Source organism: Gallaecimonas mangrovi, from assembly GCF_003367375.1.
Classification (GTDB): domain Bacteria; phylum Pseudomonadota; class Gammaproteobacteria; order Enterobacterales; family Gallaecimonadaceae; genus Gallaecimonas; species Gallaecimonas mangrovi.
Genome location: NZ_CP031416.1, coordinates 2,328,127 through 2,341,516, shown reverse-complemented (window position 1 = coordinate 2,341,516; position 13,390 = coordinate 2,328,127). Strand labels below are relative to the sequence as shown.

Genomic DNA, 13,390 nt, shown 5'->3' with positions numbered 1-13,390 from the left:
AATGAACTCCCGTAAAAAAGTGCAACCGCAGCGAGTTGCTGACTTTAAATGGCGCTGCAGATGTATTTGAGTTCCAGATACTCATCAATACCGTGGCGCGAACCTTCGCGGCCAAGGCCAGATTGTTTAACACCGCCAAAAGGCGCCACTTCGTTAGAAATAAGGCCGGTGTTATGGCCAACCATGCCGTATTCCAGCTGCTCAGACACCCGCACCATACGGCCATAGTCGTTGGTGTAAAAGTAAGCGGCCAGGCCGAAAATGGTGTCGTTGGCCATGGCAATGGCCTCTTGCTCGGTATCAAAGGCGAACAATGGCGCCATGGGGCCAAAGGTTTCTTCCTGGGCGACTTTCATGTCAGTGGTCACACCGGTCAGTATCGCGGGCTCAAAATAAAGGCCGCCCAAACGCTTACCGCCTTGAACCAAGGTGGCGCCTTTGCTGACGGCGTCTTTGATGTGATCTTCAACTTTATCCAGCGCTTTGGCTTCGATCATCGGGCCAATGTCGGTGCCGGCTTCCAGGCCATTACCCACTTTTAGCGCCTTCACTTTTTCGGTCAGTTTGGCGGTAAAGGCATCATAGACGCTGCGCTGCACCAAAATACGGTTAGCGCAAACGCAGGTTTGACCGGCATTGCGGTATTTTGACGTCATGGCGCCAGCCACGGCTTTATCGAGATCGGCATCGTCGAAAACGATAAAGGGCGCGTTGCCGCCGAGCTCTAAAGACAACTTCTTTATGGTTGGCGCGCATTGGCCCATCAGCTGGCGGCCCACTTCGGTTGAGCCGGTAAAAGACAGTTTGCGCACCGTGTCTGAATCGGTCAGCACTTGCCCGATTGCCTTGGCCGGGCCTGTGACTATTTGCAACACGCCCGCCGGAACGCCCGCACGCTGGGCGAGTTCGCCAAGGGCCAGCGCCGATAACGGCGTTAAATCCGCCGGGCGTACTATCATCGAGCAGCCAGCCGCCAAGGCAGGCGCCGCTTTACGGGTGATCATCGCTGCCGGAAAGTTCCACGGCGTAATGGCCGCCGTTACGCCAATGGGTTGGCGCAGCACCGTAATGCGCTGGTCGTTTTTGGGGGCGGGAATGGTTTCGCCGTAGATGCGTTTTGCCTCTTCGGCGAACCACTCAATAAACGAGGCGGCGTAGAGAATTTCGCCCTTGGCCTCGCTTAGGGGTTTGCCTTGTTCCGAGGTCATAATTAGCGCCAGATCGTCGGCGTGCTGGTGCATTAATTCAAACCAGCGGCGCAATACGGCGGCGCGGTCTTTTGCGGCCCAGCGTGCCCACTCGGCCTGCGCTTTGGCAGAAGCGGCAATCACATCTGGCATTTCTTCCGGGCTGAGGTTAGGCACTGTGCCCACTACGCTACTGTCTGCCGGATTGGTCACCTCAATGTTGTCACCAGAGGCGGCGCCGACCCAGTGACCATTAACCAAGCAGCGCGTTTTTAGCAATGACGGGTCTTGTAAGTTGAGCATGGTGCCTCCCAGTGAGCTTGACAGAGTTAACATCGTTCCATATATTGAACGTTGTTCTAAATATTGAATGTAGACTACGGCAGTGTCGCTGATGCTGTCAACCGGAGGACCCGTGCCCGACGCCCCGCAAACCGCCAAACGTTTGGTGCCCGCCATTGAGCGCGCAGCGCTTATTCTTGATTTTATTGCTGAAAATAATACTAACCCCGGTGTTTCAGCATTAGCGCGGCAATTAAAACTGCCGAAAAGCTCGGTGCACGGCATCTGCGACACCTTGTGTGAACTGGGGTTGCTGCGGGCGGTTGGCGGCGGTTTTGACATGGGCCCGGGGGCGCTGCGCTGGAGTGCAGCCTTTATGCGCCGCTCGTCCCTGGCGGGGGAGTTTAATCAGCTGCTGGCAGCCGATAATCGCCTGGACGATTACACCTTGACCCTGTCGGCGCTGTCGGGGGGGGATGTGGTGTATTTGGCCTGTCGCAATGCTGCCAAACCGCTCGGTTTTACCTTTCAGCTGGGGATGCGCTTGCCCGCCATTTATACCGCCACCGGCAAGGCCATGCTTAGCGCCATGGGCAGCCAGGAACGCGAGCAGTTTTTGCGCCAGCACTGGGCCGAGCCCCTTACCGAGCACAGCGTTAAAGACGCCAATGCCTTTGAAGCGCAAGTGGCGCGCTGGCTCAAGCAGGGGTTTGCGCTGGATAACGGCGAGGTGCGCGACGGCATGGTGTGCCTGGGGGCGCCGGTATTGGACGCCAATGGTAAACCGGTGGCGGGCATTGCCTTGTCGATGACCAGTGCCGAATCGAAACCGGCGGTATTAGAACAGGTTGGGGCGGTGCTGGTGCAACTGGCCGGGCAGCTGCAATATTAAAAAAGGCCGCAAAGCGCGGCCTTTTGGTATTACAGATACCGGCAAAGGTACGCAGATGCCTCGGCGATTTTTAAGTCAAAGGCGCTATTGCCCGGTACATTGAAGCGGCTGCCGGCTTTGAATTCTTGCCATTGTTGCTGGCCTGGCAGCAGCACGGTAAGGGCGCCGCTAACCACCACCATTTCTTCCGGTTGGTTGGTGTCAAAGCGGTAACTGCCGGGCGCCATTACGCCGAGGGTGGCGCGGCCTTCACTGTTGGTAAAACCAATGGATTTAACGTTACCGTCGAAATAGTCGTTGCTGCTTAGCATGCCTTGTCTCTTTAAAGCCGAGGGTGGTTAAGCAGTGTAGGGGGCCATGCTTTAGGTTGCGAGCGCCATTGGCGTTTGGTTCAGGTGCTCGCCAGACGCTTTGTTACAGAGCTAAGCCTTTCACTTCAATGATTTATTTACCGCTCTGGGGTAAAGTAGGGGCCTTCGCCATACGGAGTAGGCCAGATGCTTAACCTCGTCCTTTTGCTGATCGCCTTGGCGGTTGCTGCTTACCTTGCCTTTTCACCGCGCTTAGCGGGTTCATCTTCTTGGAAAGCAACCGTTACCCCTTTGGCTTCCATTATGGGCAGTGGTTTTTTAGTGAGTGCGCCGCTGTTGGCCATTACCGTTGGTAACCTGGCCTTGTGGTGTATGGCGGTGTTGCTGGTGCTGGCTTACGGTGTTGGCTGGGCCATTCGCTTTAACATTCGCTACTTTGAACCTATCGAAAATGCCGGCCATGGCCCGGCCCAAGACATTGCCTTTTTGTCGCGCATTGTCTTGGCGGGCGCCTATTTTATTTCCGTTACCTATTACCTGCAGCTATTGGCCGCCTTTTTATTAAAGGCCTTTGGTATTGAAAATGTCATGGCAGCCCATGCCATTACCACAGTGTTGTTGCTGGTGATTGGCAGCATTGGTATGTGGCGTGGTTTGGGAGAGCTGGAGAAGGTTGAAAGCTACGCGGTTAGCCTTAACCTGGGAATGATAGCGGCGCTGCTGGTGGGGCTGGTAGTTTATAACCTCAAGCTGCTTTTCAGTGGTCAATGGCATTTGGCCAATATGGATACCGGCATCGACCTGCATGATCTGCGGGTATTGCTGGGACTATTGATTGTGGTGCAGGGCTTTGAAACCTCCCGCTACTTACAAGACCAGCACGGCCGTGATGAACGTATTAAAACCATGCGCACGGCGCAGCAGGTGTCGGCGGCCATTTATTTACTTTTTATTGGCCTGGCAACGGTGCTTTTTCACGGCAAAATGACCGCCGATGTCACCGCTATCACCAGCATGATAGTGCCGGTGGCAAGCTTGCTGCCGTTATTGATAGCCATTGCCGCCATTGGCAGTCAATTTAGCGCCGCCGTGGCTGACACCTCCGGCGCCGGCGGGTTAATTGAAGACATTGCCCATAAAAAACTGCCGGTACGTTACGCCTATTTGGCCATCATTATTATTACGGTGATGCTGACTTGGCGGACCAACGTTAATGAGATCATCGCCTACGCCTCTCGGGCCTTTGCGCTGTTTTACATGCTGCAATGCAGCGTCGCCTTTGTGGTGGCCTGGCAGCGCCGAGCTATGCCCAAGCGGGGGCGTTATTTGGCCGGCTTTGCACTACTGACATGCCTTTGCGCGCTCATTTTTGCCTTTGGCATACCTTCAGAGTCATAACGGCAACATCGCTGGCCTTGAAAGCCGGCAGTGGGACCACCATGAAAAACAGAGAAAGCCAGTTTGGACCCGATCCCAAGGTGCCTGGGCTGCGCTGTTTTATCGCAGGCATTGTGCTGCTGTCGGTACTGGCGGTACCGCTGGCCTTTGGTTTGCTTAGCCTGTTTTGGCAGCTCAATGACCACTGCGCCTTACATTGCAACGGGCAAGTGGCGTGGTTATCGCTGGTGCTGATTTTTGTGGCCTGTTGGTGGTTGGTTTATATGGCGCTGCTTATCCCTTATGTCACGGTGGTATTTTGGTGGTTAAGCTACCAGCGCTGGCGAGATAACCGTTAAGGTTAACCTCTTGTCAGTTATCCGTATTTTGTCATTTAAAGGGCCTTTTTTAGGCATCGTTTGGCATGTGCTTTAGGAGGATAGGATGTTACCGGTATCGCCTTTTATTCAGCAGTGGCAATTGAACTGGCGCTGGTTACTCGGGCTGGGGTTGGTGTTCGTGGTGCTTGGGGTACTTGGGCTGGGTATGGCCAGCTTTTTAACCCTGACCAGCATGTTGTATTTCGGGGTACTGCTGCTGATAGGTGGCGCTTTGCAAGTGCTGCAGGGGCGGCGGGCACAACCTACTAACCGGTTGGTGGTAACGGTGGGGGTGCTTTACGCGCTGCTGGGGCTTTATTTGCTGTTGGCTCCCATGGCTGCAGCATCAGCACTGACGCTACTTATTGCCCTTGGCATCGGTTTTGTCGCGGTTATTCGCTTGTGGCTGGCCTTTCACTTGCGGGCTTTTCATCAATATATTTGGCCCTTTGTTAGTGGGCTGTTGGGGCTGGTGCTGGCGCTGCTGATTTTAAGCGGCTGGCCAGAATCGGGGCTTTGGGTTATCGGTATGTTCATTGCCCTTGAGCTATTGCTTAATGGCTGGGCCTTGGTGGCCATGGCCTTGTTGGTACGTCGGCAGGGAACGCGATAACGCTTATCTGTTTTTATGAATTAAAAAGCCGGTTTTTAATCGCTATATTCTTGCTTTAATTCAAGGAGAATAGCAATGAGCCAGCTGGTCCATTTCGTAAAACGTTTGTTCCCCGGCCAGGCGCCACAAGCGCTGGTGTGTAACTTTGCCGACGACTACTACGGCGACCGCGTTTGTACGGTGGCAAAAAAATAAGGGCCAAAAGGCCCTTTTTTATAGCTTGCCAAGCTCGGTACGAAAGCTCACGCCAAAGCGGTTCCAGGCGTTAATGGCAGCAATGGCCAGGGTTAGGTCGGTTAGCTGCTTGGCCGAAAAGTGCTGGCGCAAGGTGTGATAAAGCGCGTCACTAACATCGCCCTGGGTCAAACAGGTGTTGGCCTCAGCCCAGGCCAAGGCCGCTTTTTCGCGGTCACTAAAAAGCGCCGCTTCCCGCCACGCACTCAAGGTATAAAGGCGCTGCTCGGTTTCCCCCAACATCCTGGCGGCCTTGGTGTGCATGTCGAGGCAAAAGGCACAATGGTTAAGCTGCGAAACGCGAATTTTAACAAGCTCCAAAAGCGGTTTATCAATGCCGTCCGGCTCTTGGCTTTGCTTTTCTAAATAGCTGCCTAACCCCATCATGGCGGCAAAGGCCTCAGGGGAAGCGGTGCGGTAGTTCATTCTCATCGGCTTGGCTCCATTGATTGTATCGAGTGCCAACACTCTAGGGTGCCGCCCGTTGCCGGTATTGTAGATTTTCGACATCGGCTATTTAGCGCTACACTGGCCGCGCTATGAAACCACTACCTTCAACAGCCCTTAGCGGCTTTAGCGCGCGCCGTCCCTGCCAGGCACTGGTTGCTTACGTGCAATGTTTTTGGTGGTGGCAAACTGGCGACGAGGTACCCACACAGCTGTTGCACCCTGACGGCGCCAGAGGTTTGCTGTTTAATTTTGGCGCGCCGTTACTGGCCAATGGCCAACCGCTGCCACAGGCAGCGCTTTGTAGTACGCCGGTATTAACCAGCACTCAGCTGGCCGTCACCGGCCGAACCAAGGTGTTTGGTGTGCGTTTTTTACCGGGCGTTGGCGGCCTGTTTTTAGGGGATAACCTCAGCGCCTTTAGCGGTGTGGGTATCGCGGCGAGTACCTTGGCAACGCATCAGGCCTTGGCCTGGCAATTGGCCGAGCCTTGGGCGCAGCAACAAGCTGTTATGGAAGCGTGGCTGTTAAACGCCCTAAGCTCTGGCACGCCGATAACGCCGCCGGTGCAACATATGCTGGCGGCTATTCATCGCCAGCAAGGGCAGGGCAGTATTGGCGCTTTAAGTCGGGATATTGGCCTTAGCCTGCGCCAGACAGAGCGCCAATTTAAACGCCAGGTGGGGCTTGGCGCCAAGCAGTACAGCCGTCTTTGCCGGGTGGCTGTTGCCCGCCAACAGCTTAAAGCCGGGGCTTTGGCGACATCGGTAGCCATGGCCAACGGTTATAGCGATCAGGCGCATTTTATTCATGATTTTAAAGCCGTTACTGGCTTAACCCCCGGTAACTACCTGGCCAATGTCAGGGCAAGACAGAGGATTTAATATGACCCTAACCGGTTTTTTTGTACGGTTTTTTATGTGGTTGTTGCTACTGGCAGCCATCACTATTGGCTTTTGCTTGGTGCTGAAACTCAATGGCCATGTATTGTTGGTTTACGCCGTGCAATTTGTGGCGACCTTACTGGCAGGCAGCGCTTTTTGCCGCAAAGAAGGGCGTTTGTTTACCAAGAACGAGCGGATTAAAGCGGTATTTGGCACGGTTTTTATTACCTTGCTGGTGCAGTTTCCCGGTTCCTGGATGATGATCCAAAGCCACGGTTTAGCCATGGCGGTAGTGCTGTCGAGCCTGGCCGTTACCATGGCACTGTCTTTTGTTGCTGCAACTTTTGCGACCTTGGCGCTGCGTATAGCGCACCGTAATTTAGGGAAGTCTTTCCCGGCCTAACGGCATTTTTAGTGGATATATGGGCAACTTGGCTATTGCTGGCTAGGCTAAAACCTAACGGCATAACCCGAGTTGCCCTATGAAACCTGTACTGATTTTTACCGCCGTGCTGCTGACGGCTTGTAGCCAAACATCAACGCCGCCGCCGGAGCCTGCACCCAAGGTCGCGGCCGCTAAACCCTTGGCACCGGTTATTAGCGACTGTCAGAAAGCCAGCCGCAGTGAAGTCACCCTTGGCCCTTTTAGTGTGTCTCTTGGCCAGCAAGTGGCAGTGCAAGGGGAAGACCTTTACATCCGCTTTGAAGACATCAGCGTTGACCCGCGTTGTGGCCCCGGCAGCCAGTGCCAGGGGCAGTTAAAGGTGTCTGTCAGTAAGGGCGGCTTGGCGCCAGATGTGTTCTTACTTTACAGTGATGATGTAAATCCGGTTTATTTTCAAGGTTATAGCTTGCAGTTAACGCAGTTGGTGCCGGCTTTTGATAGCCGGCAGCCGTATCGCTCGCTCTATTGCGCCGATATGGATATTGAAAAGCTCAAGCCATAAAAAAGGCCGGTTAAACCGGCTTTTTTTACAATACCAAGCCGCCTGAGGCTTCCAGCCGCTGGCCGGTGATCCAGCCGCTGTCGTCAGACAGCAACATCGCCACCGCTTTGCCAATGTCGGTTGCCTGGCCAACACGGCCAAGGGCCGTCACGCTTTTCACCATGTTATGCACCGTTTCGTTATCCCGCACCATACCGCCGGAAAAGTCGGTAGCAATGGCGCCTGGAGCCAGGGTGTTAACGCGAATTTGCCGCTCGGCCAGTTCTTTGGCCCAGTAGCGACTAAGCACTTCAACGGCGCCTTTCATGGCGGCGTAAATGCCACTTTCAGGAATAGTGACCCGGGTTAGGCCGCTAGAAATATGCACGATGGCGCCGCCATCACACAGCATCGGCACCAGGGCTTGGGTGAGAAAATAAACGCCCTTAACGTGTACGTTCATCGCTTCATCAAACTGGCTTTCGGTGCCGGCCATCATCGGCACATGCAAAGAGGTACCGGCGTTATTGACCAGATAGGTCAGTGGCTGCCCTTGCCATTTGTCGGCCAGTAGGGCTTTAAGCTCGGTAATAAAGGCCGGAAATTGGCTGGTATTGCCGGTATCTAGTTGCAAAAAGGCACCTTTGGCACCGGCGCCTTCGATGTCAGCCAAGGTCTCTTTGGCCGCCGCTTCGTTACTGTGGTAGGTGAAAATAACGTCAACATTGCGTTTGGCCAGGGTTAAGGCGGTATCGCGGCCCAGGCCGCGGCTACCACCGGTAATAACAACGATAGGGTTACTAGACATAATCACTTCCTCCTGATTGACGCTGGTCAGCTTATTGGTAGTTGCTCGTGTGATAAATAAAGGCATACTGCAAGCAGTGTTAGCTCAAAGCGGACAATGCCGATGCAAGATCCCCTTAATGCCATGCAGATCTTTATGCGGGTTGCCGAATCCCAAAGCTTTACCCAAGCGGCCAATGACTTGGCGCTGTCGAAAACCCATGTCTCTAACCGGGTAGCGCAGTTAGAGCGGTGGGCGGGGGCGCGACTGTTGCAGCGCACCACCCGTAGCGTGTCGTTAACGCTGGACGGCCAGCAGTTTTACCTGCGTTGCCAACAGATGCTTGATGAAGTGCAGGAGCTGGAAAGTCTGTTTAAAACCAGTGAAGCGGCGCTGACCGGCAAGCTGCGCATTGATATGCCAACCGGCCTTGCCAAAAACCCGGTATTGCCGCATTTACCGGCTTTTTTAGAGGCCCACCCCGGCTTGGACGTGGAGCTGTCTTGTACCGATCGGCGGGTTGATATGGTGTCTGAAGGCTTTGATGCAGTGGTGCGCGGCGGGCCGGTACGTGACCAAGGGGTGATTGCCCGGCATCTGTTGGACATACCGCAAATGAATTTTGCCAGCCCCGCCTATATTGCCCGTTTTGGTAAGCCCGAAACCCTAGAGGATTTGGCCAAGCATCAAGTGGTGCATTACACGCAAATGCTCGATAACAGCCAGGGGGAGTTTGAATACCAGTGGCAAGGCGAACGTAAAACGCTGCCGATGGCGAGCCGGGTAACGGTGAACTCGGCTGAGGCCTACCTGCAAGCCTGCCTGGCCGGGCTTGGCATTATTCAGCGGCCGCGATTGGCCCACCACGATTTACCCGAAAGCCAGCAGTTAATTCCGATACTGACCGACTATGTGCCGCCGCCAATGCCGCTGTGGCTGCTTTATCCACACCGGCGGCATTTAAGTAAAAGATTGCAGGTCTTTAGTGACTGGCTAAGCCAGCTACTGAGCAACGCGCCCTAGTTAGCTGGCTTGGCTTTCTTGGTCCCATTGCTGATGTAGCCGGTTTAGAGTGGCTAAAAAGCGCTCGCCTGCCTGCTGCAAGGGCTGACTTTCCATTGCTGTTACCGGGCCTGGGCTGTGGTGTTTTATCAGTTGCAGCTGTTTTAGCGCTTCATGGCAACTGGCCAGCTGTGGCGCCAGGTCGGCAAAGGCTTGCAGGTGCCCGTAGCGGGCCATGCCTGCGCTTTGCAGCCATTTGTCTAAGCCACAATACGGTAGCTTTTCGGCGCCGTTATAGTGGCTTGAGCCAAGCCACTGCAGGCATTTTTCCAGCCAGCGGCGGTGCGCAGCTGCCGCCGCATTAAGGGGCAGCTCTATTGCTGCGGCAGTTACGTTTGGCGGTGACAGTGGCCGGCTTTGCCAATTGGCCAGCCAGGCCGGCAGGGCATCGGCGGGCATGGGTTTGGCAATGTTATAGCCCTGCACCTTGCTACAGCCCAGCTGCAATAACGCGCGGGTTTGTTGCAGAGTTTCCACCCCTTCGGCGACCACTTGGCGGTTAAAGGCCTTGGCCATGGCAATGACGTTTTCAATCACGCTGATGTTGTTAGGGTCTTCAAGCATGGTTGCCACCACGCTCTGGTCGATTTTAATGCTGTCTAGAGGCAGCGAGCGCATGTAGGTTAACGACGCATAGCCGGTGCCAAAATCGTCAAGGGCGGTTTTCACCCCTAACAAGCGGCTTTGCGCCAGGTTAGTGGTAATGCGTTCCAGCTCGGGCAGTGCTGTCGCTTCGACAATTTCTAGCTCTAACTTACTGGGGGCGACCTCTGGGTATTCGGCCAGAGTAGCCGCTAAGGTTTCAGCAAAATCGCTTCTTAACAGGTGGTTGTGGCTAATATTAACCGACAAGCTCAAGGCCAGCCCTTGTGCCTGCCACTGGGCCAGCTGCGCCAATGCAGAGCGCAGCACCCAGTTACCCAGTTTTATCGCCAACTCGGTATTAAGAAGTTGCGGCAAAAAGTCTCCCGGTACTTTTAAGCCTTCAATGGGGTGCTGCCAACGCAGCAATGCCTCGCAGCCTTCTACCTTGCCGGTCAGTAAGTCCACCCGCGGCTGATAATACAAATGCAGCTGGCCATTATTGATGGCGCTATCAAGCTGGCTTAGCCAGTTTTGAAAACCTTGCACCTGGCGGTCGCGCTCGGCATCAAAAAGGTGGTATTGGTTTTTACCGGCCTGCTTGGCCTTGTACATGGCCTGGTCGGCGTGGCGCAGCAAAATTTCAGGGTCGGCGCCGTCTTCCGGGTAGCTGGTCACGCCGATACTGGCCGACACCGACACCACATTTCCGCTGGCTACTGCCACCGGTTCGTTAATCACGCTTTGAATACGGCTAAGGGACTGGGTGATATCACTGATGGCGTTTATTTCGCTGAGTAATACCACAAATTCGTCACCGCCAAGGCGTGCTACCACGTCGCAATCGCGAAGGGCGAGCTTTAAGCGCTGGGCAATGCTGACCAGCAATTCATCACCGGCCTGGTGGCCAAACTGGTCGTTGACCGGTTTAAAACCGTCAAGATCAATAAACACCACCGCAAAGCCTTGCTGGCGGCGGCGGGTATAGGCCAGTTGCCGGTCGAGAAGGTCGTTTAATAAGCGCCGGTTCGGCAGGCCCGTCAAGGGGTCGTAATGGGCGATAAGGTCGAGTTCCCGCTCATGGGCCTTGAGCTGGTTAATATCCGAGAACACCCCAATGTAATTAATCACCTGGCCCTGTTTATCTTTAATGGTTGATAACGCCAGCAGCTCAGCATAAATCTCACCCGATTTACGCCGGTTCCAAATTTCGCCGTGCCAAACACCTTGTTCATGCAGGTCTTGCCACATGTTTTTGTAAAAGTCGTCATCCTGGCGGCCTGACGACAACAGGCTGGGCTTTTTACCCAGCACTTCCTCGGCGCTGTAGCCAGTAATGCGGGTAAAGGCCGGGTTGACCTCAATAATGCGGTTCTCGGCACTGGTGATCATGATGCCTTCATAACTGTTGGCAAATACCTGGGCCGACAGCCGCAGTTTGTCGTCAATGGCTTTGCGTTCGGTAATATCGACAAAGGTGGCCACCACCGCTTGTGGCACCTTGTCGCCAGCTTCAAAAACCGGCTCGGTATTAATGGAAAGCCAGCGCATCTGGCCGTCTGGCTGTGGCATGCCCATCAGCACGTTGTGCATGGGTTTACCGCTGGCCAGGGTTTGATTGGTAGGATGTAGGTGCTCTGGAAAGGGTTGGCCTTTTTCGTCAATGGCTTGCCAGTCATCAAAGGCCGAGCGAGCTTTTATTTGCTCGTCGCTCAGGCCCAGAATGCTTTCGGCAGCTTGGTTGGTGGCAATGTAATGGCCGCTTTTATCTTGCATAACCACGCCTTCGCTCATGGCGCTGATCACCGAACGGTATTGTTGTTTACTTTTACGAAGGGCAAGTTCGGCGGCCTTTTCGTGGGAAATATCCCTGGCAATGCCCAAATAGCCGGTAATGCGGTGCTGATTGTCCAGGATAGGGGTTACGACAATGGTAACTGGGAACGAATGGCCGTCCTTGTGTACGTACACCCATTCGCGGGTTTCACTGCCATGCAGCCGCGCCGATTCCACGAACAGCTCAACGCTGGTAAGCGGCGTTGCTCGCCCTTCATTAAATTGGGCTAACCGCGCTTTTACTTCACTTGCCAGGTGAAAGTATTCCGGGTGTTTACCTTTTACTTCGCTGGCTTTGTAGCCGAGCATTTTCTCGGCCCCTTTACTAAAAAGGGTTATTCGGGCGCGGGTATCAACGCTAATAATGGCAAAATCTTCGGCGGCGCTAATAACGTTACCCAGCAAGAAGGCTTGGTGCACTTTGTCTTGCTGGTGGCGCCGCCAGGTCAGTAAACCGGCAATAATAAAGGCTTGCAGAATAATAATGCCGACAAAAAAGGCACTGAACTGGCGACGGCTATCTTGTGGGGTATTAGCAGGGTCGGCCACCGTGGTGGCGGGGGAGGGCGATACAGCAATGGCTTCGCCTGCCGACATGCTGCCAGGCAGCCAAGCCAGGCTTGGTAAGCTGACGAAAAGGCAAGCGATAAAGATTGCCCCCAAGATACAGCGATGCGTGGTCATCCTTGGGGTAAATGAACGTGGCACTGCATTCCCCAACTGTCAGCAATAAGCCTTTAGCGTAGGGGAAAACCGGTGTTTTTACCTGCTTTGGGTCAATAAAAGCGAAAAAAGCGGCTTTTCGCCGCTTTTTTTAGGCCTTTTTCAGAAAGGCAGCCACCAGCACTATTTGCACGCCATTCACTTTCCCCTCGATATGCTTGGGGTTATTGGTCAAGCGAATGTCTTTTACCAAGGTGCCGCGTTTTGCGGTGAAACCGGCGCCTTTTACGTCCAAATCTTTAATCAGGGTGACCGAATCGCCTTCGGTTAGGGCAGTACCGTTGCTGTCGAGGGTTGGCTCGTTGTCGTCATCGCTGATACCGGCTTCGGCCCATTTTAAGGTGGCGTCGTCCAGATACAGCATATCCAGCAGATCCCGAGCCCACACTTCGCCGCTCAGGCGCTTTAACTGACGCCAGGCCAACACCTGCACGGCGGGCACTTGGCTCCACATGCTGTCGTTCAGGCAGCGCCAATGGTTAACGTCTTCTGGCTGCTCGATTTCACTTAAACATTTGTCGCACAGCAACACATGGGCGTCGGCGTCATCCTGGCTGCTCGCCGGCACTAAATAAGGGGCAAGGCCGTTTTGGCTGCTGCACAGCTCGCACTGGCCTTGGCTGCGTTCGTTAAGGGTATTTTCCAGGCTCATCGGTCGGGTCCAAAAAAATGAGGCCGGACTATAGCACATACCCCTGTCCTTTGTGTGGCTATATGAGGCAAGGGTCACAGCTTCTGAAAAATCAATAAATCCAAGGCTAAAGAGTAGAGCTTTGCCGCCGATCCTTGAGATAACAAGCCCAATAAGGCCATTTAGAGGTACAGAATGGCCAAGATGCCTGGCGTAGCCAGGGGTAACTTTAAGGT

14 protein-coding genes are annotated in these 13,390 nt (G+C 54.3%); 8 read left to right on the top strand and 6 right to left on the bottom strand.

All coding sequences use genetic code 11. The features are described from left to right. Positions 1-44: 44 nt before the first annotated feature. On the bottom strand, positions 45-1,490 hold the full coding sequence (locus DW350_RS11190; protein ID WP_115720624.1) for an NAD-dependent succinate-semialdehyde dehydrogenase: 1,446 nt from the start codon (positions 1,488-1,490) through the stop codon (positions 45-47). A gap of 112 nt (positions 1,491-1,602) precedes the next feature. On the opposite strand from DW350_RS11190, the gene DW350_RS11185 reads away from it, so the two are divergent. Beyond that, positions 1,603-2,361 carry an IclR family transcriptional regulator gene (locus tag DW350_RS11185; RefSeq protein WP_226911314.1) on the top strand — a complete coding sequence of 253 codons (759 nt, stop codon included), beginning with the start codon at positions 1,603-1,605 and terminating at the stop codon, positions 2,359-2,361. A gap of 29 nt (positions 2,362-2,390) precedes the next feature. Here DW350_RS11185 and ppnP read toward each other — a convergent pair whose 3' ends face one another. Continuing rightward, complete coding sequence (gene ppnP, locus DW350_RS11180; RefSeq protein ID WP_115718947.1) at positions 2,391-2,672, bottom strand: pyrimidine/purine nucleoside phosphorylase; 282 nt, start codon at positions 2,670-2,672, stop codon at positions 2,391-2,393. Positions 2,673-2,858: 186 nt separating this feature from the next. On the opposite strand from ppnP, the gene DW350_RS11175 reads away from it, so the two are divergent. The 3 genes from DW350_RS11175 to DW350_RS11165 all read left to right on the top strand — a co-directional run bounded on the left by DW350_RS11175 (position 2,859) and on the right by DW350_RS11165 (position 5,042). Beyond that, positions 2,859-4,070 (top strand): Aq_097 family APC-type transporter, encoded by a 1,212-nt coding sequence (locus DW350_RS11175; RefSeq protein ID WP_115718946.1) that lies wholly within the window; start codon positions 2,859-2,861, stop codon positions 4,068-4,070. Between the two features lie 41 nt (positions 4,071-4,111). Continuing rightward, positions 4,112-4,408 carry a hypothetical protein gene (locus tag DW350_RS11170; RefSeq protein ID WP_152032972.1) on the top strand — a complete coding sequence of 99 codons (297 nt, stop codon included), beginning with the start codon at positions 4,112-4,114 and terminating at the stop codon, positions 4,406-4,408. Positions 4,409-4,493: 85 nt separating this feature from the next. Then, positions 4,494-5,042 carry an HdeD family acid-resistance protein gene (locus tag DW350_RS11165; RefSeq protein ID WP_115718944.1) on the top strand — a complete coding sequence of 183 codons (549 nt, stop codon included), beginning with the start codon at positions 4,494-4,496 and terminating at the stop codon, positions 5,040-5,042. Positions 5,043-5,255: 213 nt separating this feature from the next. Here the strand turns inward: DW350_RS11165 and DW350_RS11160 are convergent, their stop codons facing one another. Next, entirely contained in the window at positions 5,256-5,708 is a 453-nt protein-coding gene (locus DW350_RS11160) for a carboxymuconolactone decarboxylase family protein (RefSeq protein WP_115718943.1), read from the bottom strand. Positions 5,709-5,815: 107 nt separating this feature from the next. Between DW350_RS11160 and DW350_RS11155 the strand changes: the two genes are divergently transcribed. The 3 genes from DW350_RS11155 (at position 5,816) to DW350_RS11145 (ending at position 7,554) form a co-directional block, all read left to right on the top strand. Next, positions 5,816-6,607, top strand: coding sequence for a helix-turn-helix domain-containing protein (locus DW350_RS11155; RefSeq protein WP_115718942.1), 792 nt, complete (start codon positions 5,816-5,818; stop codon positions 6,605-6,607). 1 nt (position 6,608) lies between these two features. Further along, positions 6,609-7,010 carry an ABZJ_00895 family protein gene (locus DW350_RS11150; RefSeq protein ID WP_115718941.1) on the top strand — a complete coding sequence of 134 codons (402 nt, stop codon included), beginning with the start codon at positions 6,609-6,611 and terminating at the stop codon, positions 7,008-7,010. Between the two features lie 79 nt (positions 7,011-7,089). Then, a complete protein-coding gene (locus tag DW350_RS11145) occupies positions 7,090-7,554 on the top strand; it encodes a hypothetical protein (protein WP_115718940.1) in 465 nt (154 codons plus the stop codon). Between the two features lie 25 nt (positions 7,555-7,579). Here the strand turns inward: DW350_RS11145 and DW350_RS11140 are convergent, their stop codons facing one another. Then, the gene (locus DW350_RS11140; RefSeq protein ID WP_115718939.1) at positions 7,580-8,341 is read right to left on the bottom strand and encodes an SDR family NAD(P)-dependent oxidoreductase; all 762 of its coding nucleotides are present in this window, start codon (positions 8,339-8,341) and stop codon (positions 7,580-7,582) included. A gap of 102 nt (positions 8,342-8,443) precedes the next feature. Between DW350_RS11140 and DW350_RS11135 the strand changes: the two genes are divergently transcribed. Then, a complete protein-coding gene (locus DW350_RS11135) occupies positions 8,444-9,343 on the top strand; it encodes a LysR family transcriptional regulator (RefSeq protein ID WP_115720623.1) in 900 nt (299 codons plus the stop codon). On the opposite strand, the gene DW350_RS11130 is transcribed toward DW350_RS11135, so the two are convergent. Together DW350_RS11130 and DW350_RS11125 are read right to left on the bottom strand one after the other, a co-directional pair. Then, positions 9,344-12,508, bottom strand: a complete 3,165-nt coding sequence (locus DW350_RS11130; RefSeq protein WP_152032971.1) for a sensor domain-containing protein — start codon at positions 12,506-12,508, stop codon at positions 9,344-9,346. It lies immediately after the preceding gene. Positions 12,509-12,614: 106 nt separating this feature from the next. Further along, the gene (locus DW350_RS11125) at positions 12,615-13,175 is read right to left on the bottom strand and encodes a PhnA domain-containing protein (RefSeq protein ID WP_115718937.1); all 561 of its coding nucleotides are present in this window, start codon (positions 13,173-13,175) and stop codon (positions 12,615-12,617) included. Between the last annotated feature and the right edge of the window lie 215 nt (positions 13,176-13,390).

Excerpts from the sequence above, each read along its gene's own strand:
- DW350_RS11190 (WP_115720624.1), bottom strand. The coding sequence starts at position 1,490 with ATGCTCAACTTACAAGACCCGTCATTGCTAAAAACGCGCTGCTTGGTT.
- ppnP (WP_115718947.1), bottom strand. The coding sequence starts at position 2,672 with ATGCTAAGCAGCAACGACTATTTCGACGGTAACGTTAAATCCATTGGT.
- DW350_RS11175 (WP_115718946.1), top strand. The coding sequence starts at position 2,859 with ATGCTTAACCTCGTCCTTTTGCTGATCGCCTTGGCGGTTGCTGCTTAC.
- DW350_RS11170 (WP_152032972.1), top strand. The coding sequence starts at position 4,112 with ATGAAAAACAGAGAAAGCCAGTTTGGACCCGATCCCAAGGTGCCTGGG.
- DW350_RS11165 (WP_115718944.1), top strand. The coding sequence starts at position 4,494 with ATGTTACCGGTATCGCCTTTTATTCAGCAGTGGCAATTGAACTGGCGC.
- DW350_RS11160 (WP_115718943.1), bottom strand. The coding sequence starts at position 5,708 with ATGAGAATGAACTACCGCACCGCTTCCCCTGAGGCCTTTGCCGCCATG.
- DW350_RS11155 (WP_115718942.1), top strand. The coding sequence starts at position 5,816 with ATGAAACCACTACCTTCAACAGCCCTTAGCGGCTTTAGCGCGCGCCGT.
- DW350_RS11150 (WP_115718941.1), top strand. The coding sequence starts at position 6,609 with ATGACCCTAACCGGTTTTTTTGTACGGTTTTTTATGTGGTTGTTGCTA.
- DW350_RS11145 (WP_115718940.1), top strand. The coding sequence starts at position 7,090 with ATGAAACCTGTACTGATTTTTACCGCCGTGCTGCTGACGGCTTGTAGC.
- DW350_RS11140 (WP_115718939.1), bottom strand. The coding sequence starts at position 8,341 with ATGTCTAGTAACCCTATCGTTGTTATTACCGGTGGTAGCCGCGGCCTG.
- DW350_RS11135 (WP_115720623.1), top strand. The coding sequence starts at position 8,444 with ATGCAAGATCCCCTTAATGCCATGCAGATCTTTATGCGGGTTGCCGAA.
- DW350_RS11125 (WP_115718937.1), bottom strand. The coding sequence starts at position 13,175 with ATGAGCCTGGAAAATACCCTTAACGAACGCAGCCAAGGCCAGTGCGAG.